Below are 26850 nucleotides of genomic sequence, written 5' to 3' on the forward strand. Positions count from 1 at the left end.
TCACTTCCGGATCCGCTCGGCCGCGCGCAGGCGCACGGGGGTAGCTCGGGGGTTGACGGCGCGTTCGGCGTCGTCGGCCTGCTCGGCGCCCTTGACGACGAGCGCGAAGGTCGGCGCGTGCTCGGGGAGCTCCACCGGCAGGTCCGCCGGGGCGCTCGAGGTGGTGCGTTCGACGAGGGCCCGCTTGACGATGCGGTCCTCGAGCGACTGGTACGACTCGACGACCAGGCGGCCGCCGACCCGGATCCGGTCGAGGGCGGCCGGGATCGCCCGCTCGAGGACGCTGAGTTCGGTGTTGACCTCGATGCGGAGCGCCTGGAAGACCCGCTTCGCCGGGTGCCCCTGCCGCTGGATCGCGACCGGGGTGGCGTCGTGGAGGACCTGGACCAGGTCGCCGGACATCGTGAACGGGCGCTCGGTCCGACGCTCGACGATCGCCTTCGCGTACCGGCCGGCGAGCTTCTCCTCGCCGTAGCGCTGGAAGATCCGGCGCAGTTCGCGCTCGTCGTAGTCGGCCAGGACCTCGGCCGCGGTGATGCCCTGCGTCCGGTCCATCCGCATGTCGAGCGGGGCGTCCTGGCTGTAGGCGAACCCGCGCTCGGCCCGGTCGAGCTGCAGCGACGAGACCCCGAGGTCGAAGAGCACGCCGTCGACCGCGTCGATGCCCAGGCCGTCGAGGGCCTCCGGCAGCTCGTCGTAGACGGTGTGCACGAGGTGCACGCGGTCGCCGAAGCGGGCGAGCCGCTCCCCCGCGATGCCGAGGGCGTCGGTGTCGCGGTCGAGTCCGACGAGTGTCAGCTCCGGAAAGCGCTCGAGCAGGCCGGCGGAGTGGCCGCCCATGCCGAGCGTGGCGTCGACGACGGTCTTGCCCGGGCCCTCGAGCGTCGGCGTGAAGAGGTCGACGATCCGCTCGAGCATCACGGGGGTGTGCGGGAACTTCTCCGGTGCTGCCATGTGCGCCCCTGGACTCCTGGGCCGTGGGTCCGGATCCCCATCCATGCGACCTGACACCGGGGAAGGTGTGTCAGGGCGGACGGCTGGGAGTCTCGATCCACGGATCAGAAGATCCCCGGGATCACCTCCTCGTCGTTCTCGGCGAAGGCCTCTTCGGTCTCCGCGTAGTAGGTCTCCCAGGCACTGGTCGACCAGATCTCGGCGCGGTCACCGCTGCCGATGACCGTCAGGTCCCGCTCGAGACCCGCGTACTCGCGGAGGTTCTGCGGGATGGTGACGCGGTTCTGCTTGTCGGGTTGTTCGGCGCTGGCTCCGGAGAGGAACAGGCGCATGTAGTCACGGGTGCGCTTCGACGTCATCGGCGCCTGGCGGATCCGCTCGTGGAGTTCCTCGAAGGTCCTGGCGCTGAAGACGACCACGCACCGCTCTTGGCCGCGGGTCATGACGAGACCGCCGGAGAGTTCGTCCCGGAACTTGGCGGGCAGGATCACGCGACCCTTCTCGTCGAGCTTCGGGGCATGGGTACCGAGCAGCACTCGGGGCCTCCCGTCAGCTCCACTGGTCTTCGTCTCGCCCCACGCTACTCCACTTCCCTCCACTTCGCTGCTCTGTTGCCCCACTCTCAGCCTCCGACACCCCTTCTGGGGGCACCCGCGCGCCGCCGTGGGCCGCCCGATCCGCGCAACCACGGGCCTCCCGTCCGGGTGGAGCGCAGTGGAGGGTTCCGGGCGCGCAGAACACCGGTGTTCGTCGGTCACGCCGCGTCGTGGAGCGGCGCGACCGACGAACACCGGTGTTCAGCCCTCCCCGGCGGCCCGCCGGGCACGAAAAAACGGGGCCGGCCTGGGAAGGCCGACCCCGTGGAGGGATGTGGAGGAGCTAGTCCTGCTGGTTGCGCTTGTCCCAGCGCTCGTTCATCCGGTCGATGAAGGAACCGCCGCCGGAACCGCGAGCCGGGCGGGCACCGCCGCGGGCGGGTCGGGCGGACGCACCGCGCGCCGGACGGGCGGTGGCGGTCCGACCGCCGGGGCGGAGGGCGAAGAGCACCCCGGCCAGCATCACGACGAAGCCGAGCACACCGATGAGGGGCTGCTTGATGACGAGCCCGAGGACGATCACACCGACGCCGACGAGTCCGATCAGGACACCGATCGTGATGGCGGTGTACGTCGGACGGCCCTGGCGGCGAGTGACGCGCGCCACGAAGTCGGAGTCGTTCTGGTAGAGGCTCCGCTCCATCTCTTCGAGGAGGCGCTGCTCTTGCTCCGAGAGTGGCATCTTGGTTCCCTCTGGTTCCTGGGATCGACGCGGTGGAAGGGGTGGATCGATCTTACGACCGGACCACCCACTAAGGTAAGGACCGTGGCTGAGAGTACGCGATTAGTGGACCTCGTCTCGGCGCGGATCGATCGGGCTCTCGACGAGCAGCGCGACCGCCTCGCGGCGATCAGTCCCGACCTGGTCTCCTTCGACACGTTCGCCCGAGACCTGCTGTCCGGCGGGAAGCGCTTCCGGGCGCTGTTCTGCTACTGGGGCTGGCAGTCGGTCGCGGGGCGCTCCGGCTCGTTCGACCCGCTGTCGGAAGGTGCCCGGCAGACCACCGCCGAGGCCATCGTCACCGCGGCCGCCGCGCTCGAGGTCTTCCACGCCGCGGCCCTGGTGCACGACGACATCATGGACCGCTCGGACACCCGTCGCGGGCGTCCGGCAGCGCACCGCCGCTTCGAGTCCCAGCACGCCGAGTCCGGCTGGGTCGGGGACCGTGCGCTCTTCGGCACGAACGCCGCACTGCTCCTCGGTGACATGCTCCTGTCGCTCAGCGACTCCCTCTTCGACGAGGCCCTCGCGCTGCTCGACCCGGTGCGCGCCCGAATCGTGCGGCAGGAGTTCCACACGATGCGGCTCGAGGTCACCGCCGGTCAGTACCTCGACATCCACGAGGAGACCGCCTGGCCGACCGTCGACGACGCCGAACAGCTCGTCCGGGCCCAGCGCGTCATCGTCTTCAAGTCCGCCAAGTACTCGGTCGAGGCGCCGCTGCTCATCGGGGCGCTCATCGCCGGAGCCAGCGAGAGCCAGCTCGACGGACTCCGGTCCTTCGGCCTGCCCCTCGGCGTGGCATACCAGCTGCGTGACGACATGCTCGGCGTGTTCGGCGACCCGGAGGTCACCGGCAAGCCCGCCGGCGACGACCTCCGCGAGGGCAAGCGCACCGTCCTCGTCGCCACCGCCCGCAAGTCCCTGCCGGTCGGGGCCCGCCAGCTGCTCGACGAGTTGCTCGGTGACCCGGACCTCGACGACGACCAGGTGCAGATGCTCCGCGCCACCCTCACCGACTCCGGTGCGGTCAGCGCGGTCGAGCGGTCCATCGAGCGGCACGTCCAGCGGGCCAAGGCCGCGCTCGACGCGTCGCCGCTGACGCCGTCGGCCCGTGAGCAGCTCGCCTCGCTCGCGGACACGGTCAGCCGCCGCTCGGCCTGACCCGCGCACCCCCTGACGGACGGGAGGCCCGGTACCAGCTGGTACCGGGCCTCCCGTCCGTCATCGCGCGCGTCGCACGCGCGACGAGCGCGACGCTAGAGCAGCGACTGCGCCGCGCGCCGGACCTCGGCCTTCCGGTTCGCACGGAGGGCGGCGATCGGCGTCGTCCCCATCGCGTCGTCCTCGGTGAGCATCCACCGGACGGCCTCGTCGTCGGTGAGCCCGTTGTCGCCGAGGACGATCAGGGTGCCGCGCAGCGAGGGCAGCGGCTCGGTGTCGTCGAGGAACTCGGACGGGACACGGAGGACACCGCCGACGCGGGCCGGCAGCAGGGTCCGCTCCTCGAACAGGCGATGGACGCGGCCGGGGCTCACCCCCAGCAGGTCGACCAGGTCGGGCACGGTCAACCAGCGTTCGGACAGGGCGTCGTCTCCGGGAAGGGCAGCACTCACGGGTCCCATCGTGCCAGAGCCGGGCACGCCCGCGCAGCACCGGGCACCTCGAGCGCCCAGAACCCGGCGGATCCCGTGCAATCGAGTCACACTGGTAACACGAGTCACACCAGTCACGAGCGCAACTTTCGGCGCTCTGGTTGACTTGGGAATCACAGCGTGTCAGCGTGTGATCACCTGTGTGTGCCGTGTACGTGCACACACGGCCGACAGACCCACCCCGTGCCGACGACGTGCGGAGACAGGAGAACGACCGTGGACAGGGACACGACCCCCGACGAGGCAGCCCGACGCCTCCGCTCGTCGCGCTTCGCGACGATGCCGATCGTCCTCGCCGGCACGATCGCGGTGACGGCCGGCCTGACCGGACCGATCGCCCACATCGAGCAGCGTCACGACGACGACTCGAACCGCCGGCACGTCGACGAGGACCGGAACCTCGGCTCCGGCCCGGTCTTCGGCACCGCCGTCGCCCGCCAGCAGCAGCCCGACGTCACGACGGTCGCCGCCACCCGCACCGCGGCGCCCACCACGTACACCGTGCGCCAGGGCGACACCGTCTCCGCCATCGCCGCCCGCTACGGCTTGTCCGCGCAGGAGATCCTGGTCCGCAACGGCCTCGGCTGGAACACGATCATCCACGCCGGCCAGACGCTGCGCCTCGCCTCGACCCCGGTCGGCGGTGCGGTCACCACGAGCACAACGACCGCCAGCTACCACGTCAAGCAGGGCGACACCGTCTCCGGCATCGCGGCGAAGGTCGGCGTCTCCACCGCCGCGCTCCTCACCGCCAACGAGCTCTCGCAGCGCAGCGTCATCTACCCCGGGCAGTCGCTCCGCGTCCCGGCCGGGCAGTCCAGCACCACGAAGACGGCCACGACCGCCGGACCCGCCACCTCGAGTGCCGCGCCCACCACGAGCGCCACCGTCCGCCGCGCCGGCTCGGTGACGGTCGGCAACGGCGACACCATCCTCTCGGTCGCGACCACGCACGGCGTCTCGGTGTCGTCGCTCCTGGCGGCGAACGGCCTGACCTACACGAGCACGATCTACGCCGGCAGCACCCTCGTCCTGCCCGCCAGCGGCCCCTCGCTCTCCAGCGAGCAGCGCGCGAACGCCGCGACGATCGTCCGGGTCGGCCGGTCGCTCGGCGTCTCGGACCGCGGCCTCGTCATCGCGCTCGCCACCGCGATGCAGGAGTCGAACCTGCGGAACCTGGCACACGGCGACCGCGACTCCGTCGGCCTGTTCCAGCAGCGTCCGAGCCAGGGCTGGGGCACGCCCGCCCAGCTGCAGGACACGGTCTACGCGTCCGAGCTGTTCTTCGGCGGCTCGCGCAACCCGAACCCCGGCGTCACCGCCGGCCTGCTCGACATCCCGGGCTGGTCGTCGATGAGCGTGACCGAGGCGGCGCAGGCCGTCCAGCGCTCCGCGTACCCGAAGGCGTACGCGCAGTGGGAGCAGTCCGCGCACGCGTGGCTCCGCTCGCTCTGAGCCCCGCACGCTGACCTCCTCGCGCTGACCTGCTCGCGCTGACCCCCGTCGGGCCCACCCGGCGTCCCCTCCTGGTCCGCACCGCCGGCCTGGTCCGCACCGCCGGGTCATCCCTCCGGTCGAGATCGTGTAACGACCGGTGCGCCGGTGCCGGTCATCCCCGTCCGGATTCGTAGAATGCCGCAGATGACCACGAACGCCGCCACGGACCCGATGATCGGTCGCATGATCGATCAGCGGTACCGCGTCCGATCCCGGATCGCGCGCGGCGGCATGGCGACCGTGTACCTGGCGACCGACGTGCGCCTGGAACGTCGTGTCGCGGTGAAGATCATGCACGGGCACCTGGCCGACGACCAGGCCTTCCGGGAACGCTTCATCCAGGAGGCCCGTTCGGCCGCCCGACTGTCGCACCCGAACCTGGTCGGCGTCTACGACCAGGGCGCCGAGGACGACTGCGTCTACATCGTGATGGAGTACATCCCGGGCATCACGCTCCGCGACCTGCTCCACGAACACCGCGCGCTGACGCCCGAGCAGGCGACGGACATCCTCCGCGCCGTGCTCGCCGGCCTGGCCTCGGCCCACCGCGCCGGCATCGTGCACCGCGACCTCAAGCCCGAGAACGTCCTGCTCGCCGACGACGGGCGCATCAAGCTCGGCGACTTCGGCCTGGCCCGGGCGACGACCGCGAACACCGCAACCGGGGCCGCGCTGCTCGGCACGATCGCGTACCTCTCCCCCGAACTCGTCACCCGCGGCGCCGCCGACTCGCGCAGTGACATCTACGCGCTCGGCATCATGCTCTACGAGATGCTCACCGGCGAGCAGCCCTACAAGGGCGAGCAGCCGATGCAGATCGCCTACCAGCACGCGAACGACACGGTCCCCGCACCGAGCGCCGCGCTGCCGAGCGTCCCGGCGGAGCTCGACGAGCTCGTCGCCTGGGCCACGGCGCGCGACCCGCGCGACCGTCCCCTCGACGCCCGCGAGATGCTCGACCACATGGCGGGCGTGCAGCAGCGCGCGACCGGCCAGTACCGGACCGCCGTGCTGCGCCCCGAGAACGCGACCGCGATCCTCCCGTCCGGCGGCAGCGCCGGGGCTGCCGGGTTCGGCGACGACATCGAGGACGCCAGCGAGCACGACACGACGGTCCTGGACCGCCGGGGCACGCAGGAGACGCCGCCTCGGCCCCGGAACGCACCCGGCCCCCGACGGACCGGCGCCGTCACCGCGGCCCTGTCGCCGGCCGGTCAGCGTCTGGCCGACAAGTCCGCCAAGCGCCGCAAGCGCGGCTGGATCGCCCTGGTCGTCGTGCTCGTCCTGGCCCTCGTCGGCGCCGGCATCGCCGCCTGGTACGGGCCCGGACCGGGCGGCAACATCCGGATCCCCGCCGTCGCCGGCAAGACCGTCTCGCAGGTCCGCCAGACCCTGGCCTCCAACGGACTGCGCGCCGCCGAGGCCACGACGAGCCGTCCCGACCTGGACATCGCCGCCGGCCTGGTCACCGCGACCCAGCCGCCGGTGGACCGGTTCGTCCGCAAGGGCACCGCGATCCGCATCGTCGTCTCGAGCGGCCCGCGGATGATCACCCTGCCGGCGATCGTCGGCCAGTCCGCCACCACCGCGCGCGCCGCGCTCGACGACGACTTCGACCTGCAGGACCCGCAGTTCCAGTTCTCCACCGATGTCCCGGCCGGCACCGTCATCGCCGCGACCGGCCGCGACGACTCCGGGCCCGTCGACCTGACCACCGTCGAGCAGTACCCGGAACGGGGCCCGGTCACGCTCACCGTCTCGCTCGGCGCCGTGCCGGACGTCACCGGCAAGACGGTCGCCGACGCCACCAGCACCCTGCGGGGCGTCGGTCTGGAGCTCGGCAGCCAGACGGAGCAGTTCAGCGAGACGGTACCGGCCGGGCAGGTCATCTCCGCCGCACCCGCCGCCGACCCCGCGGTCAAGGGCACCGCGGTCGACGTCGTCGTGTCGAAGGGTCCGGCGCCGATCACGTTGCCGTCCGTGCAGGGCAAGACCATCGACGAGGCCACGTCGACCCTGCAGGCGCTCGGGCTCAAGGTCAGCTACCCGGACTGCACGAACATCCTCTGCCAGTTCTACGACTGGAAGAGCAAGCTGCCGGTCACGTCCACGGACCCGGGCGACGGTGCCACGGTCCACAAGGGCGACACGATCGCTCTGGAGTACCAGCAGTAACGGGCGCGACCGCCTGACGGACGGGAGGCCCGACACCGGTCCGGTGTCGGGCCTCCCGTCCGTCAGGCGGTGCTGCCCGTCAGCCGCGGATGACCGACGGGTGCGCGCGGAGCTCCTCGGCCACCAGGAAGGCGAGCTCGAGGGACTGCATGTGGTTCAACCGCGGGTCGCAGAGCGACTCGTAGCGGGTCGCCAGGGTGGCCTCGTCGATGTGCTCCGAGCCGCCGAGGCACTCGGTGACGTCGTCACCGGTGAGCTCGACGTGCATGCCGCCCGGGTACGTGCCGACCGCGCGGTGGACCTCGAAGAAGCCGAGGACCTCGTCCACGACGTCGTCGAAGCGGCGGGTCTTGTAGCCGTTCGGCGTGGTCAGCCCGTTGCCGTGCATCGGGTCCGTCACCCACAGCGGGGTGGCGTCCATGCCCTTGACCGCCTCGAGCAGCTTGGGCAGCTCGTCGCGGATCTTGCCGGCACCCATGCGGGTGATGAAGGTCAGGCGGCCCGGCTCGCGCTCGGGGTCGAGCTTCTCGATCAGGGCTTCCATGTCGGCGACCGAGGTGGTCGGGCCGAGCTTGACGCCGATCGGGTTCCGCACGCGGGACAGGAAGTCGACGTGGGCGCCGTCCAGGTCGCGGGTGCGCTCCCCGATCCAGATGAAGTGTCCGGAGGTGTCGTACGCCTGGCCGGAGCGGGAGTCGATGCGGGTCATCGGGCGCTCGTAGTCCATGAGCAGCCCCTCGTGCGAGGCGTAGAACTCGACGTGCTTGAGCGCCTCGAAGTCGGCACCGCACGCGGCCATGAACTGGATCGCGCGGTCGATCTCGGCGGCCAGGTTCTCGTACCGGGCGTTCGCCGGGTTGGCGGCGAAGCCCTTGTTCCACGAGTGCACCTGCCGCAGGTCCGCGAAGCCGCCCTGGGTGAACGCGCGGACCAGGTTCAGGGTCGACGCGGCCGTGTGGTAGCCCTGCACCAGACGACGCGGGTCGGCCTGGCGGGACTCCGGCGTGAAGTCGTAGCCGTTGACGATGTCGCCGCGGTACGCCGGCAGGGTGACGTCGCCGCGGGTCTCCCAGTCGCTCGAGCGCGGCTTGGCGAACTGACCCGCCATCCGCCCCATCTTGATCACCGGGGTCGACGCACCGTAGGTGAGGACGACGGCCATCTGCAGGATCGTCTTGACGCGGTCGCGGATCGAGTCCGCAGTGGCACCGGCGAAGGTCTCGGCGCAGTCACCGCCCTGCAGCAGGAACGCACGGCCCGACGCGGCGGCGGCCAGGCGGTCGCGGAGCTGGTCGACCTCGCCCGCGAAGACGAGCGGCGGCAGCGTGGCGATCTCGGCCGAGGCGGCTTCGGCAGCGGCGGGGTCCGGCCAGGTCGGCTGCTGCTTGATCGGGAGCGTGCGCCAGTGGTCGAGCCCCGCGATCAGGTCCGGATCCTGCAGGGTGAGGGAGTCGATCGACTCGGACAAGGCTGCACCTCGGTGTTCTGGTTCACGCTCGGCCGTCGGCGGGCGACGGCGTCCCGGCGGATGCGGGACCGTCCGAGCCTACCGTCCGGCGGCGGTCCGACGCTCGCGCATGACGCTCTCGCGGGCGCTGGTCGCCCGCTCCTTGACGCTCGTCGCGTACACGTCCTCGTACTCCTGGCGGCTCAGCCCGCGGAGCTCGTGCATGATCTCGTCCGTGACGCTGCGGAGGATGAAGCGGTCGGTCTCCAGGCCCTCGAAGCGCGAGAAGTCGAGCGGCTTGCCGAAGACGACGCCGACGCGCTTGAACTTCGGGAACTTCTGGCCGATCTGCTGCACGTCGCGCGTGCCGACCATGGCGACCGGGACCACGACGACCCGGCCCTCCAGGACCATCCGCGCGATGCCGGTGCGGCCGCGGTAGAGCTTGCCGTCCGGGCTGCGGGTGCCCTCGGGGTAGATGCCGAGCTGCTCACCGCGCGCCAGGACCTGCAGGCCGGTGCGGAGCGAGGCCTCCGACGCCTTGCCGCCGGAGCGGTCGATCGGCAGCTGTCCGATCGCGTTGAAGAACGTCTTCGTCGCCCAGCCCTTCAGGCCACGTCCGGTGAAGTAGTCGCTCTTCGCCAGGAACGACATCCGGCGGTCGAGCACGGCCGGCAGGATCACCGAGTCGATGAACGACACGTGGTTCGACGCGAAGATGACCGGACCGGAGGCGGGGACGTTCTCACGTCCGACCACCCAGGGCCGGAACAGGGTCAGGATGAGCGGGCCGAGCACGAAGTTCTTCAGCAGCCAGTAGAGCATCGTCGACTCCGTCGGGTGGGAGGTGTGGCGGACCGTGCGGGGTGCCGGCAGCCGCGGTCAGGCGGTCCGGGCGTGGATGCGGGCGAGGTCGGCAGCACCGACGACGCCGGCGTCGTTGACGAGCTCGGCGATCACGAAGTCCGGCTCCGGGTGGTAGCCCCGGGCCGGCAGGTTGTTGAGGTACGCCTGCTTGATCGGCTCGAGCAACCGGTCCCCCGCGCTGGCGACGCCGCCACCGAAGACGAACAGCTGCGGGTCGAGCACGGCCGAGAGTGACGCGCAGGCCTCGCCGAGGTGGCGGCCGAGACGCCGGAGTGCCGCCAGGGCGCCCGGGTCGTCGGCGAGGATGAGCTCCCCGACCACGGCGCCGTCGAGCTGACCGCCGTTGGCGTCGCGTGCCTCGGCCAGGGCGACACCGATGCCGCCGGCGTCCGCGACGTCGTTCGCCATCCGCTGCAGCGCGCGACCGGAGCCGTACTGCTCGATGCAGCCGCGGGCACCGCAGCCGCAGGGTAGGCCGTTCGGGACGATGCGCAGGTGGCCGATCTCGCCGCCGGTGCCGAAGCCGCCACGGAACAGCCGGTCCTCGGTGACGATCGCGCCGCCGACCCCGGTGCCGATGGTGAGCATGGTCATGTCGGACACGAGCCGACCGGCACCGAAGCGGAACTCGGCCCACCCGGCGGCGTTCGCGTCGTTGTCGACGGTGATGTGCAGGTCGCCCAGACGCTCCTGGAGCTTCTGGCGCAGGGGCTCGTTCCGCCAGCGGATGTTCGGCGTGTAGTACACGATCGACTGCGAGGCGTCGATGAACCCGGGGGCGGCGACCCCCACCGCACCCACCTGGTGCTGGAGTCTGAGGCGCTCGACCATCGACACGACGTCGTCGAGCATGGCGATCGGGTCCGCAGCGTTCGTGGCGACGCGGTCCTCGGCGAGGATCTCGCCCAGCTCCGTGACGACCGCTCCCGCGATCTTGGTGCCCCCGATGTCGATTCCGATGGCATGCACGAACACGGAGCCTACCGGTTCGACGACGACTCACCGAACGTCCCGGGAGGCGTCCTATGCTGAGCGGGAGCCGACTCGAAGATGAGCGGTCTCACATCGAACGGGACAACGAGGGAGTTGCCGTGACCGATCAGCGTGCCGACCGCACCACGTCCACCAGCACGGGTGGCACACCCACCGGCGGGTCACCAGCCGTGGGCCGTGCGGCGCCCGACAGCTCTGCACACCCGAGCGACGCCGTGCCCGAAGCCAGGCCCGACACCAGGCCGGGCACCGTGCGCGACACCGGCCCGGTCGCCCCCGACCACGGCTCCGCCGCGCGCCTGCTGTCCGACCGTGCGCGCCTCACCCCCGCCCGGCCGATCCTCGCCGAGCGCACCGGCGACACCTGGACCGGCATCGCGGCCGCCGACGTCCTGGCCCGGGTCCGCGCGATCGCGAAGGGCTTCGTCGCCGCCGGCCTGCAGCCCGGGGCACACGTCGCGATCCTCTGCCGCACCCGCATGGAGTGGACGCTCGTCGACTTCGCGGTGTGGACCGCCGGCCTGGTGTCCGTCCCCGTCTACGAGACGAGCTCCCCGGACCAGATCCGACACATCCTGTCGGACTCCGAGTCGGTGGCGATCGTCGTCGAGAACGAGGAGCACGCGCGCCGCGTCGCCGGCATCGCCGACGACCTGCCGCACCTCGGTCAGCACTGGACCGTCGACGGCGGTGGCCTGGACGACCTCGCCCGCCTCGGAGAGGGGATCGCGGACGACGAGCTCGACGCCCGCACGGCCGCCGTCTCCGGGCGGGACGACGCCACGATCATCTACACCTCGGGTACCACGGGTCGGCCGAAGGGCTGCGTGCTGCGGCACGACAACTTCACCGCCACGGTCGAGGGGTCGACCGAGGCCATGTCCGAGATCGTCTCCGGGGACGCCTCGACGCTGCTGTTCATCCCGATGGCCCACGTCTTCGCCCGGTTCATCGCGGCGATGTCGGTGTCGGCCGGGGTCCTGGTCGGGCACGAGCCGGACACGAAGGACCTGATGCGGGCGGTGTCGACCTTCAAGCCGACCTTCCTGCTCGCCGTCCCCCGGGTCTTCGAGAAGATCTACAACTCGGCGGAGCAGAAGGCCGACCTCGGCGGCAAGGGCCGGGTCTTCCGCGCTGCCGCCGCCACCGCCGTCGCGCACTCCGAGGCCGTCGCCGCCGGACGGGTCCCGTTGGGTCTGGCCCTGCGCTTCCGGCTGTTCGACCGGCTCGTCTACAGCAGGCTCCGCGAGGCGATCGGCGGCCGCGTCCGCTACGCCATCAGCGGCTCCGCACCGCTCTCACCACGGCTGTCGCACTTCTTCCGCTCCATCGGCGTGCACATCCTCGAGGGCTACGGGCTCACCGAGACGACCGCACCCGCGACGGTCAACCGCGCCACCGAACTGCGGATCGGATCGGTCGGCCGTGCGCTGCCGGGCGTCGAGGTCCGGATCGCCGACGACCAGGAGATCCTGATCCGCGGCGTCGACGTCTTCGACCGCTACTGGCAGAACCCGGAGGCCACCGCCGCCGCGTTCCGTGACGGCTGGTTCCGCACCGGCGACCTCGGCCGACTGGACGGCGACGGGATCCTGTCCGTCACCGGCCGTGCGAAGGAGCTCATCGTCACCGCGAGCGGCAAGAACGTCGCACCGGCCCCGCTCGAGGACGCGATCCGCGAGCACCCCCTCGTCGGGCAGGTCGTCGTCGTCGGCGAGGGCAAGCCCTTCGTCGCCGCCCTCGTCACGCTCGACCGGGACATGCTGCCCGGCTGGTGCGAGGCGCGCGGCATCGTCCCCGCGCTCACGCCGCAGCAGGCCGCGCACGACGAGCGCGTGCAGCAGGCCGTCCAGGAGGCCGTGGACACCGCGAACGGGCGGGTCTCCCGTGCCGAGTCGGTGCGGTCCTTCTCGGTCCTCGACGCGGACCTCACGGAGGCGTCCGGTCACCTCACGCCGAAGCTCACGATCAAGCGGTCGGTCGTCCTACGGGACTTCGCGGCGGACATCGAGTACATCTACTCGGGCTCGAAGGTGCAGACCACGGCGACGCCGGTGATCGAGAGCCGCCGGCGGCGGTGAGCTGCCGCGTGCTCCGGTGCTGACCGCCGGACGTGTAGGACGCACTGGAGGCCCGGTGCCGGTTCCGTGGACCGGCACCGGGCCTCCAGGTGCGTGCGGTCTGCTGCGTGCGTGCTGTCTGCTGCGTGCGTCCGGGGTCGTGTCGCTGCGGCAGGCCGACGTCGTCGTCGTCGTCCGGGTGCGCGTCCGCTTGCGCGTCCGCGCCGAGCGCGTCAGCGCCGAGCGCGTCAGGCGGAGGCGGGCTCCTGGCCCTGTTCCGGCTCGAGGACGGCCGTCGCGGCAGTCGTCGCGGGCAGCGGCTCGGGGCGTCGGTTGGTGCGGGTGCGGTGCGAGCTGAGCTCGTCGGTGTGGAGTGTCATCATGGGTCCTGGGAGGTGGGAGACCGTGTCGGCGGGAAGACCGACCGGGACACGGTACCGCTTCGTCGGCATGTGACGACAATCCCGCGTTGGGGTGTCACCCGTCAGGGCGGCAGGTGTCCCCCACGAGCAGACACAACGTCCCCCACGGGCAACAGGCACGCCCCCGCGGGCGGCGACGGCGTCCCGAGTGGGGAGCACGCCGACCGCCCGCGGGGGCGTCCGGATCCGGGTCGGTCAGCGCCGCATGGTGATGGTGGAGCTGGCCATGCCGACGGCACTCGCGACACCCGGGTGGGTGATCGTCACCTTCACGCGGTACTTCGACGCCGGCAGCTTCGCGATGGAGAACGGCACGGAGTTGGAGCCCTTCTTCACGGCGATGTCGTCGGCGATCGGCCTCCACGTGTTCGAGCCGCCACCGGCGACGAAGACCGTCGCCGTGGTGCCCGCGACCCAGGCGGCGTCGTGGAACGTGATGGTCGTCGACCCGACCGCCGTGGGGTCGGCCCGGAGATGCAGCGCACGCAGGTGCCAGGTGAGCGCGCCCGGGTCCTCGTTCGGGTCGAAGCGCAGGGCGGACACGGTGCGCCCGGCCCAGCCGAGCTTCGGGTTGAGGGCGTCCTCGTCGAGGTCGTTCTGCGCGTTGAGGTCGAGCCGGATCTCTCGCGCGTTGCCGTGCGAGTAGGTGAGGATGTCGTTCCCGATCTGCGGGACGGTCGAGGACGGATCGAACCAGATGAGCCGCGCCATCTTGCCGCCGCCGGCGGTCGACTTCAACGAGTACGAGCCGTCGTACGTGTACTCGATCGACAGGTTGTGGTAAGTGCTCGCCGCGAAGCGCGACACCGGGAGCGAGAGCTGCGAGTCGCCGGGGTACTGCCCGGAGTTGCGCGCCGTCACGCCGGCGTTGTTGTACCCGAGGATCGTGGCGTACTTGACGCCGATGCCCTGCATGGCGTCCGGCGAGGTGAAGACCCACGGCTTGCCACGCTGCCGCGTCGCGAGGTCGACGCCCTGCGACGGGTTCGGCGAGTCGACGACCGGACGGGGCCGCGGGGCGACGGTGATGCCGCCGTAGGTCCCCGGCGGGTAGGCGGCACGCGAACCACCGGTGCCGTGCAGACGGACCCAGTCGATCGACGCGGAGCCGGTCTTGCCGGCGGGCAGGACGACCGGGTCGAGCCGGAGCGCCACGATGTTGCCGCTGAAGGGCTTCTTGCCCTGCAGCTCGGAGCTCTTCGAGAGCGCGAGGTCGTACACGTGGCTGCCGGCGGTCACCGGGAAGGTGATGCCGCCACCGCACGCGGAGGTCTTCTCGCGGCAGGTCCACCAGTACACGGCACCGATCTGCCGTGTGAAGGGCTGGTCCATGCTGAACGACAGGCTCTTGTACTTCGACGCGTTGACCGGCTTCGATGCGCCGTCGCGTCCGTACGGCAGGCTGCCGCTGACCGTCTGCACGAGCGAGACCTGGTCACCGGAGCGCAGGGCGACCTTGAGCTTGCCGGCGCTCACCGAGGTGGGCGTACCGACCTCGTCGGTGTTCTGGTCCTCGGTGTTGGAGTAGTCCCACGGGTCGCCGTAGACCTCGGACGCGAAGTCCGGGGCCTCGACCTGCTGCGACGTGGCGGCCTGCGCCGGCCTCGCATCCGGCACGACGCTGATGGTGGTGCCGACGAGCGCGACGAATGCCGCCCCGACCGCGATGGTGGTGACGCGACGTCGCGTCACACGTGTCCTCTGCATGGTGTGTCCCCTGCCCCTGGTCGGCCCGGAAGTGACCCGGACGCGGCAACCGTACACAGCGCCACCGAAATCGTCAGTCCTGCGTCCGGGGGACTGCACAGAGCGGCGAGGACGTGCTAGTGGAACCAGTCCTGCGCGCGGATGTCGCGGAGTGCCTGGCGACGGGTCTCCGGGTCGAGGGTCATCACGTAGACGGTGCCGTCCAGGTGGTCGCACTCGTGCTGCAGGGCCTCGGCCATCAGTCCGGTGCCCTCGAGCTCCACGGGTTCGCCGTCGACGTCGACACCCCGCACCTTGGCGTACGGGAAGCGCTTCGTCGGGTACGCCAGGCCGGGCACGGACAGGCAGCCCTCGTCCATGAGCTCGGGCTCGCCCGAGGTCTCGACGACCTCCGGGTTGAGGACGTACCCGACCTCGCCGTCGACGTTGTACGAGAACGCGCGGAGGCCGACCCCGATCTGCGGCGCGGCGACGCCGGCGCGGCCGGGTTCCTTGACGGTGTCGATGAGGTCCTGCACGAGCTCGCGGACACCGTCGGACCCGATGCGGACCGGGTCGGCGGGCGAACGGAGGACAGGGTCGCCGAACAGGCGGATGGGACGGACGGTCACGTTACTGCAGCACCACCAGGAGGTCGCCGGCGTCCACCTGCTGGGTCACCGGGATCGCGAGTCGGCCGACGGTCCCCGCGACGGGTGCCGTGATGGCCGCTTCCATCTTCATCGCCTCGATGCTCGCCACGGCCTGACCGGCCTCGACGACGTCACCGACGGCGACCTTGAGCGTCACGACCCCGGAGAACGGGGCGGCGACGTGCTTCGGGTCGGACCGGTCCGCCTTCTCGGCGGCCTTGGTCTCGACGACGACCGAACGGTCCCGCATGGCCACCGGCCGGAGCTGTCCGTTCATGGTCGCCATCACGGTCCGGATGCCCCGGGCGTCGACCTCGCCGATCGCCTCGAGCCCGACGAGCAGGTTCACGCCCTTGCCGAGCGGCACGACGTGCTCCTCGCCGGCGCGGAGGCCGTAGAGGTAGTCCACGGTCGGCACCACCGACAGGTCGCCGTACTCGTCGCGGACCTGCTGGAACTGCCGGGTCGGCTGCTCGAACAGCAGCCGGTTCAGCGCCTGCTGGCGGGCGGTGCCCGGGGTGTCGAGGGCGGCGCGCTCGTGCTCGGGCACCGGGGTGACCGCGATCTGGACGTCGCGGCCGGCCAGGACCTTCGAGCGGAACGGCTCCGGCCAACCACCCGGCAGGTCGCCGAGTTCGCCCGCCATGAAGCCGATCACCGAGTCCGGCACGTCGTACTTCTCCGGGTGCTGCTCGAAGTCCGCCGGGTCCGCGTCCACCGCTGCGAGCTGCAGGGCGAGGTCGCCGACCACCTTCGACGACGGCGTGACCTTCGGCGGGCGTCCGAGGATCCGGTTCGCCTGGGCGTACCAGTCCTCGACCTGCTCGAAGCGGTCCCCGAGGCCGAGCGCGATGGCCTGCTGCCGGAGGTTCGACAGCTGTCCGCCGGGGATCTCGTGCTTGTACACGCGGCCGGTCGGGCCGGCGAGCCCGGACTCGAACGGTGCGTAGACACGGCGGACGGCCTCCCAGTACGGCTCGAGGTCGCCGACGGCGCCGAGGTCGATGCCGGTGTCCCGCTCGGTGTGCGCGAGCGCCGCCACCAGGGCCGACATGCTCGGCTGGCTGGTGGTCCCCGCCATCGGTGCCGCGGCCACGTCGACCGCGTCCGCACCGGCTCGGGAGGCCGCCAGCAGCGTCGCGAGCTGCCCACCGGCGGTGTCGTGGGTGTGCACGTGCACCGGCTGGTCGAAGCGCTCGCGCAGCGCGGCGACCAGCTTCTCGGCCGCACCCGCACGGAGGAGCCCGGCCATGTCCTTGATGCCGATGACGTGCGCACCGGCGTCCACCATCTGCTCGGCGAGCCGCAGGTAGTAGTCGAGCGTGTAGAGGTCCTCGGCCGGGTCCAGGAGGTCGCCCGTGTAGCAGAGCGCGGCCTCCGCGACGGCCGTGCCGGTGGCGAGCACGGCCTCCAGGGCGGGACGCAGCTGACTGACGTCGTTGAGCGCGTCGAAGACCCGGAACACGTCGACGCCGGTCGCGGCGGCCTCGGCGACGAACGCGTCGGTCACCTCGGTCGGGTACGGCGTGTAGCCGACCGTGTTGCGGCCGCGGAGCAGCATCTGGATCGGGATGTTCGGCATCGCCTGCCGCAGCGACGTCAGACGCTCCCACGGGTCCTCGCCGAGGAAGCGCAGGGCGACGTCGTAGGTCGCACCGCCCCACGCCTCGACGCTGAGCAGCTGCGGGGTGAGCCGGGCGACGTAGGGGGCGACCGCGACGAGGTCCTTCGTGCGGACCCGCGTGGCGAGGAGCGACTGGTGCGCGTCCCGCATCGTGGTCTCGGTGACGGCCAGGGCGGTCTGCGCGCGGAGCGACCGGGCCCACTCGGCGGGGCCGACGCGGAGCAGCAGGTCGCGCTGTCCCTCGGGTGCCGGGGCGGTGAGGTCGGCGGCCGGCAGCTTGAGTGCCGGGTCGACGACGTGCGCGGCGGGCGAGCCGTTCGGCTTGTTCACCGTGACGTCGGCCAGCCAGTTGAGGACCTTCGTGCCGCGGTCCTTCGAGACGTGGCCGTCGAAGAGCTGCGGACGCTCACCGATGAACGCCGTGGAGACGTCACCGCGGGCGAAGTCCGGGTCCTCGAGCACGGCCTGCAGGAACGGGATGTTCGTGCTCACGCCGCGGATCCGGAACTCGGCGAGGGCACGACGCGCGCGGGCGACGGCCGCGGGGAAGTCCCGACCGCGGCACGTCATCTTCGCGAGCATCGAGTCGAAGTGCGGGCTGATCTGCGCACCGGTGGCGACCGTGCCGCCGTCGAGTCGCACGCCCGCGCCGCCGGGGCTGCGGTAGGTGGTGATCCGGCCGGTGTCCGGGCGGAAGCCCTGGGTCGGGTCCTCGGTCGTGATGCGGGTCTGCAGCGCGGCACCGTGAACCGAGACCGTGTCCTGCGACAGGCCGAGGTCGGCGAGGGTCTCCCCCGCCGCGATCCGCATCTGCGACTGCACGAGGTCGACGTCGGTGACCTCTTCGGTCACGGTGTGCTCGACCTGGATGCGCGGGTTCATCTCGATGAAGACGTGCTGCCCGGCGCGCTCGCCCACGGTGTCGAGCAGGAACTCGACCGTGCCGGCGTTGACGTACCCGATCGACCGGGCGAAGGCCACGGCGTCGCGGTGCAGTGCGGCGGCGACCGCGGGGTCCAGGTTCGGCGCCGGCGCGATCTCGACGACCTTCTGGTTGCGGCGCTGCACCGAGCAGTCCCGCTCGAACAGGTGGATCGTGCCCGCGTCAGTATGGGTGGCGTCGGCGAGGATCTGGACCTCGATGTGGCGCGGCCGGAGCACCGCCATCTCGAGGAACATCGTCGGGTCGCCGAACGCACTGTCGGCCTCCCGCATCGCCTCTTCGAGGGCCGGCCGGAGCTCGGCGGGGGTCTCCACGCGGCGCATGCCACGACCGCCACCACCGGCGACGGCCTTCGCGAACACCGGGAAGCCGATCGCCTCGGCGCCCGCGACGAGCTCGTCGACGTCCCGACTGGCCGGGGTGCTCGCGAGCACCGGGACACCCGCGGCGATGGCGTGCTCCTTCGCCGTCACCTTGTTGCCGGCCATCTCGAGCACGTGCTCGCCCGGGCCGATGAAGGTGATGCCGGCCGCGGCGGCAGCGGCCGCGAGCTCCGGGTTCTCGGACAGGAAGCCGTAGCCCGGGTAGATCGCGTCCGCCCCCGACTCGCGGGCGACACGGATGATCTCCGAGACGTCCAGGTAGGCGCGCACCGGATGCCCGCGTTCGCCGATCAAGTAGGCCTCGTCGGCCTTCAACCGGTGCAGGGAGTTGCGGTCTTCGTACGGGTAGACCGCCACGGTCCGGGCACCGAGCTCGTACGCTGCGCGGAAGGCTCGGATGGCGATCTCGCCACGGTTCGCGACCAGGATCTTGGTGAACACGAGGTCCCTTTCAGCCCGGGTTGAGGTCTCACAACCTTACTGGCGGTAACGTTGCTCATCGTGCATGTACTCAGCGTGAGCTCCCTCAAGGGTGGTGTCGGCAAGACGACCGTGACCCTCGGCCTGACGTCGGCGGCGTTCGCCAAGGGTCTGCGCACCCTCGTGGTGGACCTCGACCCGCAGTCGGACGTCTCCACGGGCCTCGACATCAACCTGACCGGCCACCTCAACGTGGCCGACGTCCTCGAGAACCCGAAGGAGAAGATCGTCCGCCAGGCCATCGCGCCGTCCGGCTGGACGAAGGGCTCCCAGGGCAAGGTCGACGTCATGGTCGGGTCCCCGTCGGCCATCAACTTCGACGGGCCGCACCCGTCGATCCGCGACATCTGGAAGCTCGAGGAGGCCCTGGCGAACGTCGAGGCCGACTACGACCTGGTCCTCATCGACTGCGCCCCGTCGCTGAACGCCCTGACCCGCACCGCGTGGGCAGCGTCCGACCGCGTCACCGTCGTCACCGAGCCCGGCCTGTTCTCCGTCGCCGCCGCCGACCGTGCCCTGCGTGCGATCGAGGAGATCCGTCGTGGTCTCTCGCCGCGCCTCCAGCCCCTCGGCATCATCGTGAACCGCGCCCGCGTGCAGTCGCTCGAGCACCAGTTCCGCATCAAGGAGCTCCGCGACATGTTCGGGCCGCTCGTGCTCTCGCCGCAGCTGCCGGAGCGCACCTCGCTGCAGCAGGCGCAGGGTGCCGCGAAGCCTCTGCACGTCTGGCCGGGCGAGTCGGCGCAGGAGATGGCGCGGAACTTCGACCAGCTGCTCGAGCGGATCATGCGCACGGGCAAGATCGGGCCGTACGCGGACGGCGCGGGCGCGATCGCCTGACGCGCGTTCGTCACTCGGAGGGTCGCCCGCGGGCGGCCCTTCTTCGTTCCCGGGTGCGCGTCCGCCGGCGGCCCCGAGCGGCCGAGACACCCCGCTCAGTTCCGCCGAGCGGTCACGAAGTGTCAGCTGGGACGCTTCAGAGCGACGATTCGTGACCGCTCGGCGGAGGGACGCGGGGGTGTCGTGTCCGGCGAGAGGCCGGGCCGTGGCCCGAACGGGCGGCCCCGAGCGGCCGAGACACCCCGCTCAGTTGCGCCGAGCGGTCACGAAGTGTCGGTTGGGACGCGTCAGAGCGACGATTCGTGACCGCTCGGCGGAGGGACGCGGGGGTGTCGTGCCCGGCGGGCGGCCGAGTGGTGGCCCGAACGGGCGGCCCCGACTGGTCGAGACACCCCGCTCAGTTCCGCCGAGCGGTCACGAAGTGTCGGCTGGGAGACGTCAGAGCGACGATTCGTGACCGCTCGGCGGAGTGACGCGGGGGTGCCGTACCCGGCGGGCGGCCGGTTGGTGGCCCGGGTGGGCGGCCCCGGGCGGCCCCGAGCGGCCGAGACACCCCGCTCAGTTCCGCCGAGCGGTCACGAAGTGTCGGCTGGGAGACGTCAGAGCGACGATTCGTGACCGCTCGGCGGAGGGCACGCGGCGCGGCGGCAGCCGGCGCGGGTGCGCACACGCGCGGGCCGGGAGGCTCGGGGCGCGGCCGTCAGGACGGTCAGGACGCGCGGGTCGCCCGGCGCGCCGCGAGCTCGTCGCTCGGGTCCTCGGCCGGGGTGGCGTCGAGCTCGACCAGGGAGGACTCGACCTCGCGCAGGACCTTGCCCACGGCGATGCCGAAGACGCCCTGCCCGCGGGAGACCAGGTCGATGACCTCGTCGTCGGAGGTGCACAGGTACACCGAGGCCCCGTCGGACATCAGGGTCGTCTGGGCCAGGTCGCTGACGCCGGCCTCGCGGAGCTGGTTCACCGCGGTGCGGATCTGCTGCAACGAGATGCCGGTGTCGAGCAGGCGCTTCACGAGCTTGAGGACCAGGATGTCGCGGAAGCCGTAGAGCCGCTGCGAGCCGGAGCCGGCAGCGCCGCGGATCGTCGGCTGCACGAGTTCGGTCCGGGCCCAGTAGTCGAGCTGGCGGTAGCTGATGCCGGCTGCCTTCGCGGCGACGGTGCCGCGGTAGCCGTTCTGCTCGTCGTGCTCGGGCAGGCCGTCGGTGAAGAGCAGCCCGAGGTCGTACCGCGTCATGTCAGACGGGGTACCGGGGACATCGTTCCCACTCATCAGCTTGCCTTCCACGACGATCGAGCTCCCACCCGAAGCTTCAACAGCGGGTTGAGAGTTGTTCCGAGGTCCACGGTAGCGAGTCGGGCGGCGTGGAGGCGGGACATCCGCACCGGCGCGTCCGGCGTGTCGAGGATATGCCCCGACACCGACCGCCGTCGAGGGTCCGACCCGCCCGGGCCGCTCACGAGTCGAGCCGACCGATGGCCGCGCGGATGAGTGACGAACGGATGACCTCGAGGTGTCCGGCGATCTCCCGGGCGAGTTCGAGGGCCTTCGCGCGGGACGTGGCGTCGCCGCGGCGGGACACCGGCATGAGCGCGGACTCGATGAGACCGACCTCGCGCTCGGCGGTGCTGCGGAAGGTCCGGAGGTGCCGGGGTTCGATGCCGGAACGCTGCAGCTCGACCAGGGCCTTCAGGACGCCGACCGAGTCCTCGCCGTAGGTGTCGGACGCCGGGATGAGCGAGGCCGACACCGCGTCGCCGACGAGCATCGGGGACGCACCGGCCGCACGCTGGAGCTCGTCGCGCGAGTACCGCCGTTCCCGTCCGAGCATCGACGGCCGTGGGGCGTCCCCGCCACCCGGGAGGGTCGGTTCGCGTCCGGCGTCGAGGTCGGCGAGGTAGTCCTTGATGACCTTGAGCGGCAGGTAGTGGTCGCGCTGCAGACCGAGCACGATGCGCAGCCGGTCGACGTCGGCCGGCGAGAACTTCCGGTAGCCGCTCTGGGTGCGGATCGGCGTGACGAGCTCGCGCTCCTCGAGGAAGCGCAGCTTGGAGCTCGACAGGTCGGGGAACTCCGGCTTGAGACGCGCGAGGACCTGCCCGATCGTGAGCAGGTCCGGCGCCGGGGACACCGCCCGCGCCGCAGCGGAGCGGGGTGCCACTACGCGTTCGCCAGGCGCGCCAGGTCGACCCGGGAGGCGTAGAACGTCAGCCGGAACTTGCCGACCTGCACTTCGGAGCCGTCGACGAGCAGGGCTTCGTCGATGCGGACACCGTCGAAGTACGTCCCGTTCAGCGAGCCGAGGTCCTTCACGCTGAACGACGTGCCGCGACGGATGAAGTCGGCGTGCTTGCGCGACACCGTCACGTCGTCGAGGAAGATGCTGGCGTCGGGGTGTCGGCCGGCCGTCGTGACGTCGGAGTCGAGGAGGAACCGCGCACCGACGTTCGGACCGCGACGGACGACGAGCAACGCCGAGCCCGACGGCAGCGCCGAGATCGCGTCGCGTTCTTCCGCTGTGACTCCGGCCTCGGGCGTGAGCGCCGCGGCGTTCTCCATGCTGAAGGTCAGCGTGGTGTCGACCAGCCGCTCTTCCGGGCGTCCCGGCTGCGGGACCACTGGATCTGGCATCGTGGACCTCCTCCTCTTGGTCGTCCAGCGTATCGGAAACGACGCACTCGGCGAGAGCCCCGTCCACAGGGGGCGCCCGGCAGTACCCACGGACGCGACGGGAGGCTCCCCACCAGCTGGTGGGGAGCCTCCCGTCCGACCCGTGGGCCAGGGCGTTCCGGCGCGTCTGCGGTCAGTGACCGGCGCCGGACGGCGCCGCCTTGCCGGACTGCACGTCGTGCAGGATCTCCTGCACCTCGCCGTCCTTCAGCCGCGTCCAGGGCGAGCCGTCGGGGTCGCTCGTGGAGGCCTCCGGGCTGTCGCCGGTGTTCCACCACTTCGCCTGGTACGGCGTGCCGTCGAACAGGACCCGGTCGCCGGTGTCGTAGCGCGTGGTGCCCGACCAGGCCGGGTAGGTGCCGGACGGCAGGCTGACGGCGGCGACGGGCTTCTCCCCCGGCAGCACCGGGCCGACGAGCTGCCACGGCGTCTCGTAGGAGCTGAGCACGGCGTCGTCCGGCAGGTCGCCCGAGGTCCACCACTTGGCCTCGTAGACGTTGCGGTGCCAGACGATCTTGGTGCCCTCGAGGTAGGCCGAGTCCTTGTCCCAGACCGGGTACGGGCTCGTCGACGGGTCGTCGGACGGCTGCGTGGTCGAGGACGGCTCGGCCGTCGTCACGTCACCGGACGCCGCGACGATGCCACCGCCGAACCCCTTGCCGAGCACGTCGGCGAACAGCTTGCCGTCCTGGTCGACGCCGGAGCACGAGTTCGACACGGTGGACAGGTTGACGTAGTTCGAGCCGCAGGTGGTGTCGCGGTTGAGTGACCACATCGACATCCGGCCGAGACCGGTCTGGCGGGCCCAGGCGTTGAGCTTCGCCGCGTCGGACATGGTGAAGACCTCGTCCTGCACGTCGTTCTGCCCGATCATCGGGGTTGCGCCGACCTTGTGCCAGAGCGTGCGGTCGCTGAGCGGGGTGCCGGCACGGGTGTACAGGATGCCGAGCTGGCGGTGCACCTGCTGCAGGGTCTCGATCGACGCCGACGACATGCTCTGGCTGGAGCCCATGCTGTCGCCGTAGTCCATCGTCATCGCGTTCACGCCGGCCAGGTCGACCCCGGCGTGCAGGAACTGCGACACCGCACGGGTGCCGTCGGCGGTCAGCCCGCCAGGCGCGGCGGGCAGCGTCAGCCACACGGCGAGCGGGTGTCCGGCACCGCGGCGCTCCTCCTGCAGGGCGGCGACGGCCCGGGCGCGGCGCTTGCCGGCGTCGACCTTGGTCAGGTCGTCGCTCTCGATGTCGAAGTCGACGGTGGAGACGTCGTAGCGCTTGACGACGCGCTGGTACGCCGACACGAGCTTGCCCGGGTCGGTGCACGTGGAGGCGAGCTCGTCGTTCGCCAGGCCGCCGAAGGACACACCGACGGCACCCTTCTGCTGCTCGAGCCGGGCGATGCGGCGGTCCAGGTCGAGCTGGTCCCCCGCCTCCTGGAGGCCGTAGGCGGCACCCCAGGTCGGCGTGCAGGCCTGGTCGTGGTCGGCCACCACGAAGGACAGCATGACGTCGCGGCCCTTCGCGGACTTGACGTCCTCGAACGGGAACGTCGGCGTGACGGTGACGTCGGTGTACGCGGCGAACCAGGGCTTGACCGTCTCGGACGCCTGAGCGCTCTGCCACCGGTCGACGCCGACGTACCCGCCGGCGACGACCGCGAGGGCGACCACGGCGGCCAGGGTGACCCGGACCGGGGAGAGTCGTCGTGTGGTGCTCATGCTCAGGCCGCCGTCTTCTCGTCGTGCTGCACGGCGGTGCCGCGCTGGGCACCGGCGGCGCCGGTCCCGATCTGGTGGGTGGTCCCGACGTGGTCGGTCCCGAGGTGCTCGGGGATGGTGGTGCCGCGCTGGCCGAAGTAGAGCACCGAGCGCCAGTCCTCGGTCGCGGGGACGGCCTCCGGCACGAGTCCGCGTCGGACCGCCTTCGCGGTGGCGCGGTCGTCCTTGCGGGCGGCACGGCGTGCGGCGCGGGCGGACGGGTCGTAGAACATCCACTTCGTCGCCCAGATGAAGACGTCGACGACGGAGTTCCAGAGCCCGATGTAGGCGGTGATCGCGTACAGGGCGAGCAGGGCGTTGAACGCGGCGAACACCGCGTTGCCCCAGTTCTGCGCACCGAAGTCCCGCACGAAGGTGAAGACCGAGAAGGCGACCATCGCGTAGGGGGCCAGGACGTAGAGCGCCGGCGAGGCGGTGCGGTCCTTGACCTTCGGCGTCCGGGCGAACGGGATCTTCTTCGCGGTGAGGGCCTGCTGCACGCTCTTCAGCACGCCGGCCACGTTCACCGGCATGAGGACGAGGTTGAACCCGTAGATGCGCAGGATGTCGGTGCGCTTGTACCCGCAGTACCGCAGGTCGCTCGAGAAGAGCCAGAAGTACGGCAGCGCCGCGAGCAGCACCATCGGGCTGAGCAGGCGGGAGTCGTACGGGTAGGCCAGCAGGAAGATCAGGCCGAGCGAGCCCCAGGCGATCGACGCCATGTAGTTGACGCGGAGCGCCATCTCGACGACGCTGACGCGCTCCCCGCGGGCCCGGCGCTCGCGCACCTGGCGGATGTACTTCGGCAGGATGAGCAGGCCGCCGTTCGCCCAGCGTCGCCGCTGCACGATCAGGGAGCCGAAGTCCGGCGGGGTGGCGCTGTAGGACAGGCGCTCCGGGTAGTTGACGAGCGTCCAGCCGTGCATGCCGAGGTCGACGCTCGACTCGGTGTCCTCGATGACGGTGCGGTCCTGCACGTAGCGCTTCACCTCGAAGCCGCCGACGGTCTCGGTCTCCTCGATGTCGCGGAGGGCCCGGGTGCGGATGACCGCGTTCGCGCCGACCCAGAAGGTGGCGCCGTACTTCGACATGCCCTGGTGCAGGATGTGCTGGATGTCGGTCGTGGCACCGGCGAGCCGCTCGATGCGGGTCGCGGCGCCGCGGAACGACGAGTACGGCGTCTGGGTGACGGCGACGCGCTCGTTCTCGGGCTGCTCGAGGAAGTAGACCAGGCGCAGGCAGTAGTCGCGGAGCAGCACCGAGTCGGCGTCGAGCGTCAGGACGTAGTCGGACGCCGGGACGACCAGGTCGGCGTCGGCCGGGTCGGTGACGGCGCGGAGGACGGTTCCGGACGCGGTCCCCTCGTGGCGGTAGGCGCCGCCGAGCAGGCCGATGTACGAGTTGAGGTTCATCGCCTTGTTCGCCTCGTGCGAGAGGTTCGCGTAGCGCTTCCGCTCGAACGTGGTGATCTCGGCGGTGAAGGTCCAGGCCAGGCGACGCTGCAGCTCGACCGCGCGGGCCGAGGTGACGTCGGTCGTCCGGGCGGTGCCGGCGTCGGCGATCGCGGCGTCGAGGGCCTCGGCCGTCAGGCGGAACTCGTCCGCCAGGCCGACGAGGACCTGGTCGGTGAAGAACTGGTCGACGTGGTCGGCGACGCCGTGTTCACGGGCGTGGCGCCGGAGCCAGGCGTCTGCCCAGCGGTGGTGCTCGGCCAGGGTGCGCACGGCCTCCACGGAGGCCTGCGGTGCGTCGTCCGCCTCGAACTCGGCGGCGAACAGGGCCTCCTGGAACCGGCGCGACGGTGCGGCCAGCTGCGTCTGGATCGAGTCGGCGACGGCGCGGGTGCGGTCGAGCTTCGCGGCGGTCTCCGGGTCGGTCGGGAACGGCGAGTCGTCGACGAGCAGCACGATGCGGAGGTTGGGGTACTCCTGCAGGGCGGCGGACCACAGCGTGGTGGCGACGACCTCGGGCTCCTCGGCGTAGCTCGGCACGAGGACGGTCAGCGGCGACTCGTGGCCCTCGGCGAAGTGTCGGTCCAGCTCGGCGCGCGGGACGCGGACGTGGGTGGCGAAGCGCTCGAGTGCCCCCTGGCGTGCGACCAGGTGCATCAGGGCCGAGAACGTCAGGAAGGTGACGACGACCGTGTACGAGATGGCCTCGGTGGTGAAGCGGAAGCTCTCGGTGCCGGAGTCCAGGAACTGGCGGATCACGGTGTACACGACGTACGCCAGCCAGAAGGCGACGGTCAGGATGATGGCGACGCGTCCGGAGACGAGCTTCCGGTCGGAGGGGCGGGCGTGGATCGTGTCGAGCGGCTGGGTCCGCCGCTCGGCACCCCACTGGCGGCGGCGCGTCGGGGCGCCGTCCAGGTGTTCGGGCATGCTGTCCTTCGTTCGTACCGGACCAGCAGCCGTCGGGTGTGGGCGCTGT

At 71.4% G+C, this 26850-nt stretch carries 21 protein-coding genes; 5 read left to right on the top strand and 16 right to left on the bottom strand.

The genetic code is table 11. From position 1 onward, the window contains the following. The 3 genes from rsmH to JOD51_RS10295 form a co-directional block, all read right to left on the bottom strand. Positions 1-954 carry a 16S rRNA (cytosine(1402)-N(4))-methyltransferase RsmH gene (rsmH, locus tag JOD51_RS10285; RefSeq protein ID WP_204608172.1) on the bottom strand — a complete coding sequence of 318 codons (954 nt, stop codon included), beginning with the start codon at positions 952-954 and terminating at the stop codon, positions 1-3. Between the two features lie 104 nt (positions 955-1058). After that, the gene (gene mraZ, locus JOD51_RS10290) at positions 1059-1490 is read right to left on the bottom strand and encodes a division/cell wall cluster transcriptional repressor MraZ (RefSeq protein WP_111075069.1); all 432 of its coding nucleotides are present in this window, start codon (positions 1488-1490) and stop codon (positions 1059-1061) included. Positions 1491-1833: 343 nt separating this feature from the next. Beyond that, entirely contained in the window at positions 1834-2232 is a 399-nt protein-coding gene (locus JOD51_RS10295; RefSeq protein WP_204608173.1) for an SCO2097 family morphological protein, read from the bottom strand. Positions 2233-2316: 84 nt separating this feature from the next. Here JOD51_RS10295 and JOD51_RS10300 point away from each other — a divergent pair, with 84 nt between their 5' ends. After that, positions 2317-3435 (top strand): polyprenyl synthetase family protein, encoded by a 1119-nt coding sequence (locus JOD51_RS10300; protein WP_204608174.1) that lies wholly within the window; start codon positions 2317-2319, stop codon positions 3433-3435. 95 nt (positions 3436-3530) lie between these two features. On the opposite strand, the gene JOD51_RS10305 is transcribed toward JOD51_RS10300, so the two are convergent. Beyond that, the gene (locus tag JOD51_RS10305; RefSeq protein WP_259557165.1) at positions 3531-3887 is read right to left on the bottom strand and encodes an Rv2175c family DNA-binding protein; all 357 of its coding nucleotides are present in this window, start codon (positions 3885-3887) and stop codon (positions 3531-3533) included. Between the two features lie 255 nt (positions 3888-4142). Here JOD51_RS10305 and JOD51_RS10310 point away from each other — a divergent pair, with 255 nt between their 5' ends. Further along, on the top strand, positions 4143-5381 hold the full coding sequence (locus JOD51_RS10310) for a LysM peptidoglycan-binding domain-containing protein (protein ID WP_259557167.1): 1239 nt from the start codon (positions 4143-4145) through the stop codon (positions 5379-5381). 186 nt (positions 5382-5567) lie between these two features. Next, the gene (gene pknB, locus JOD51_RS10315) at positions 5568-7598 is read left to right on the top strand and encodes a Stk1 family PASTA domain-containing Ser/Thr kinase (protein ID WP_204608176.1); all 2031 of its coding nucleotides are present in this window, start codon (positions 5568-5570) and stop codon (positions 7596-7598) included. Between the two features lie 79 nt (positions 7599-7677). On the opposite strand, the gene JOD51_RS10320 is transcribed toward pknB, so the two are convergent. From JOD51_RS10320 to JOD51_RS10330, 3 genes are all read right to left on the bottom strand, one after another. Beyond that, complete coding sequence (locus JOD51_RS10320; protein ID WP_204611091.1) at positions 7678-9024, bottom strand: class II 3-deoxy-7-phosphoheptulonate synthase; 1347 nt, start codon at positions 9022-9024, stop codon at positions 7678-7680. Positions 9025-9144: 120 nt separating this feature from the next. Beyond that, complete coding sequence (locus tag JOD51_RS10325) at positions 9145-9870, bottom strand: lysophospholipid acyltransferase family protein (protein WP_204608177.1); 726 nt, start codon at positions 9868-9870, stop codon at positions 9145-9147. Positions 9871-9927: 57 nt separating this feature from the next. After that, positions 9928-10881 carry an ROK family glucokinase gene (locus tag JOD51_RS10330; RefSeq protein ID WP_111075108.1) on the bottom strand — a complete coding sequence of 318 codons (954 nt, stop codon included), beginning with the start codon at positions 10879-10881 and terminating at the stop codon, positions 9928-9930. A 122-nt stretch (positions 10882-11003) separates the two neighbouring features. Between JOD51_RS10330 and JOD51_RS10335 the strand changes: the two genes are divergently transcribed. After that, on the top strand, positions 11004-12986 hold the full coding sequence (locus tag JOD51_RS10335) for an AMP-dependent synthetase/ligase (protein WP_204608178.1): 1983 nt from the start codon (positions 11004-11006) through the stop codon (positions 12984-12986). 227 nt (positions 12987-13213) lie between these two features. On the opposite strand, the gene JOD51_RS17380 is transcribed toward JOD51_RS10335, so the two are convergent. From JOD51_RS17380 to JOD51_RS10350, 4 genes are all read right to left on the bottom strand, one after another. Next, positions 13214-13345 (bottom strand): hypothetical protein, encoded by a 132-nt coding sequence (locus JOD51_RS17380; protein ID WP_275578882.1) that lies wholly within the window; start codon positions 13343-13345, stop codon positions 13214-13216. 237 nt (positions 13346-13582) lie between these two features. After that, positions 13583-15094, bottom strand: coding sequence for a hypothetical protein (locus JOD51_RS10340; protein ID WP_204608179.1), 1512 nt, complete (start codon positions 15092-15094; stop codon positions 13583-13585). Positions 15095-15210: 116 nt separating this feature from the next. Further along, complete coding sequence (gene def, locus JOD51_RS10345; protein ID WP_204608180.1) at positions 15211-15705, bottom strand: peptide deformylase; 495 nt, start codon at positions 15703-15705, stop codon at positions 15211-15213. A gap of 1 nt (position 15706) precedes the next feature. Then, positions 15707-19117, bottom strand: a complete 3411-nt coding sequence (locus tag JOD51_RS10350) for a pyruvate carboxylase (RefSeq protein WP_204608181.1) — start codon at positions 19115-19117, stop codon at positions 15707-15709. Between the two features lie 60 nt (positions 19118-19177). Between JOD51_RS10350 and JOD51_RS10355 the strand changes: the two genes are divergently transcribed. Further along, a complete protein-coding gene (locus JOD51_RS10355) occupies positions 19178-19996 on the top strand; it encodes a ParA family protein (RefSeq protein ID WP_204608182.1) in 819 nt (272 codons plus the stop codon). 709 nt (positions 19997-20705) lie between these two features. On the opposite strand, the gene JOD51_RS10360 is transcribed toward JOD51_RS10355, so the two are convergent. From JOD51_RS10360 to JOD51_RS10380, 5 genes are all read right to left on the bottom strand, one after another. Further along, positions 20706-21266, bottom strand: coding sequence for a MerR family transcriptional regulator (locus tag JOD51_RS10360; protein ID WP_110825505.1), 561 nt, complete (start codon positions 21264-21266; stop codon positions 20706-20708). A gap of 184 nt (positions 21267-21450) precedes the next feature. Further along, entirely contained in the window at positions 21451-22155 is a 705-nt protein-coding gene (gene ftsR / locus JOD51_RS10365) for a transcriptional regulator FtsR (protein WP_204608183.1), read from the bottom strand. Further along, a complete protein-coding gene (locus JOD51_RS10370) occupies positions 22155-22625 on the bottom strand; it encodes an FHA domain-containing protein (protein WP_204608184.1) in 471 nt (156 codons plus the stop codon). The genes ftsR and JOD51_RS10370 overlap by 1 nt, the downstream gene beginning before the upstream one ends. A 172-nt stretch (positions 22626-22797) precedes the next feature. Beyond that, positions 22798-24381 (bottom strand): chitinase, encoded by a 1584-nt coding sequence (locus JOD51_RS10375; RefSeq protein ID WP_204608185.1) that lies wholly within the window; start codon positions 24379-24381, stop codon positions 22798-22800. 2 nt (positions 24382-24383) lie between these two features. Then, on the bottom strand, positions 24384-26801 hold the full coding sequence (locus JOD51_RS10380) for a glycosyltransferase family 2 protein (RefSeq protein WP_204608186.1): 2418 nt from the start codon (positions 26799-26801) through the stop codon (positions 24384-24386). Positions 26802-26850: the final 49 nt, after the last annotated feature.

Origin of the sequence: Curtobacterium herbarum (assembly GCF_016907335.1) — a bacterium.
Classification (GTDB): Bacteria; Actinomycetota; Actinomycetes; order Actinomycetales; family Microbacteriaceae; genus Curtobacterium; species Curtobacterium herbarum.

Coding starts and splice junctions, on each gene's coding strand:
- rsmH (WP_204608172.1), bottom strand. CDS start 954: ATGGCAGCACCGGAGAAGTTCCCGCACACCCCCGTGATGCTCGAGCGG.
- JOD51_RS10295 (WP_204608173.1), bottom strand. CDS start 2,232: ATGCCACTCTCGGAGCAAGAGCAGCGCCTCCTCGAAGAGATGGAGCGG.
- pknB (WP_204608176.1), top strand. CDS start 5,568: ATGACCACGAACGCCGCCACGGACCCGATGATCGGTCGCATGATCGAT.
- JOD51_RS10325 (WP_204608177.1), bottom strand. CDS start 9,870: ATGCTCTACTGGCTGCTGAAGAACTTCGTGCTCGGCCCGCTCATCCTG.
- JOD51_RS17380 (WP_275578882.1), bottom strand. CDS start 13,345: ATGACACTCCACACCGACGAGCTCAGCTCGCACCGCACCCGCACCAAC.
- JOD51_RS10340 (WP_204608179.1), bottom strand. CDS start 15,094: ATGCAGAGGACACGTGTGACGCGACGTCGCGTCACCACCATCGCGGTC.
- JOD51_RS10360 (WP_110825505.1), bottom strand. CDS start 21,266: ATGAGTGGGAACGATGTCCCCGGTACCCCGTCTGACATGACGCGGTAC.
- JOD51_RS10370 (WP_204608184.1), bottom strand. CDS start 22,625: ATGCCAGATCCAGTGGTCCCGCAGCCGGGACGCCCGGAAGAGCGGCTG.
- JOD51_RS10375 (WP_204608185.1), bottom strand. CDS start 24,381: ATGAGCACCACACGACGACTCTCCCCGGTCCGGGTCACCCTGGCCGCC.
- JOD51_RS10380 (WP_204608186.1), bottom strand. CDS start 26,801: ATGCCCGAACACCTGGACGGCGCCCCGACGCGCCGCCGCCAGTGGGGT.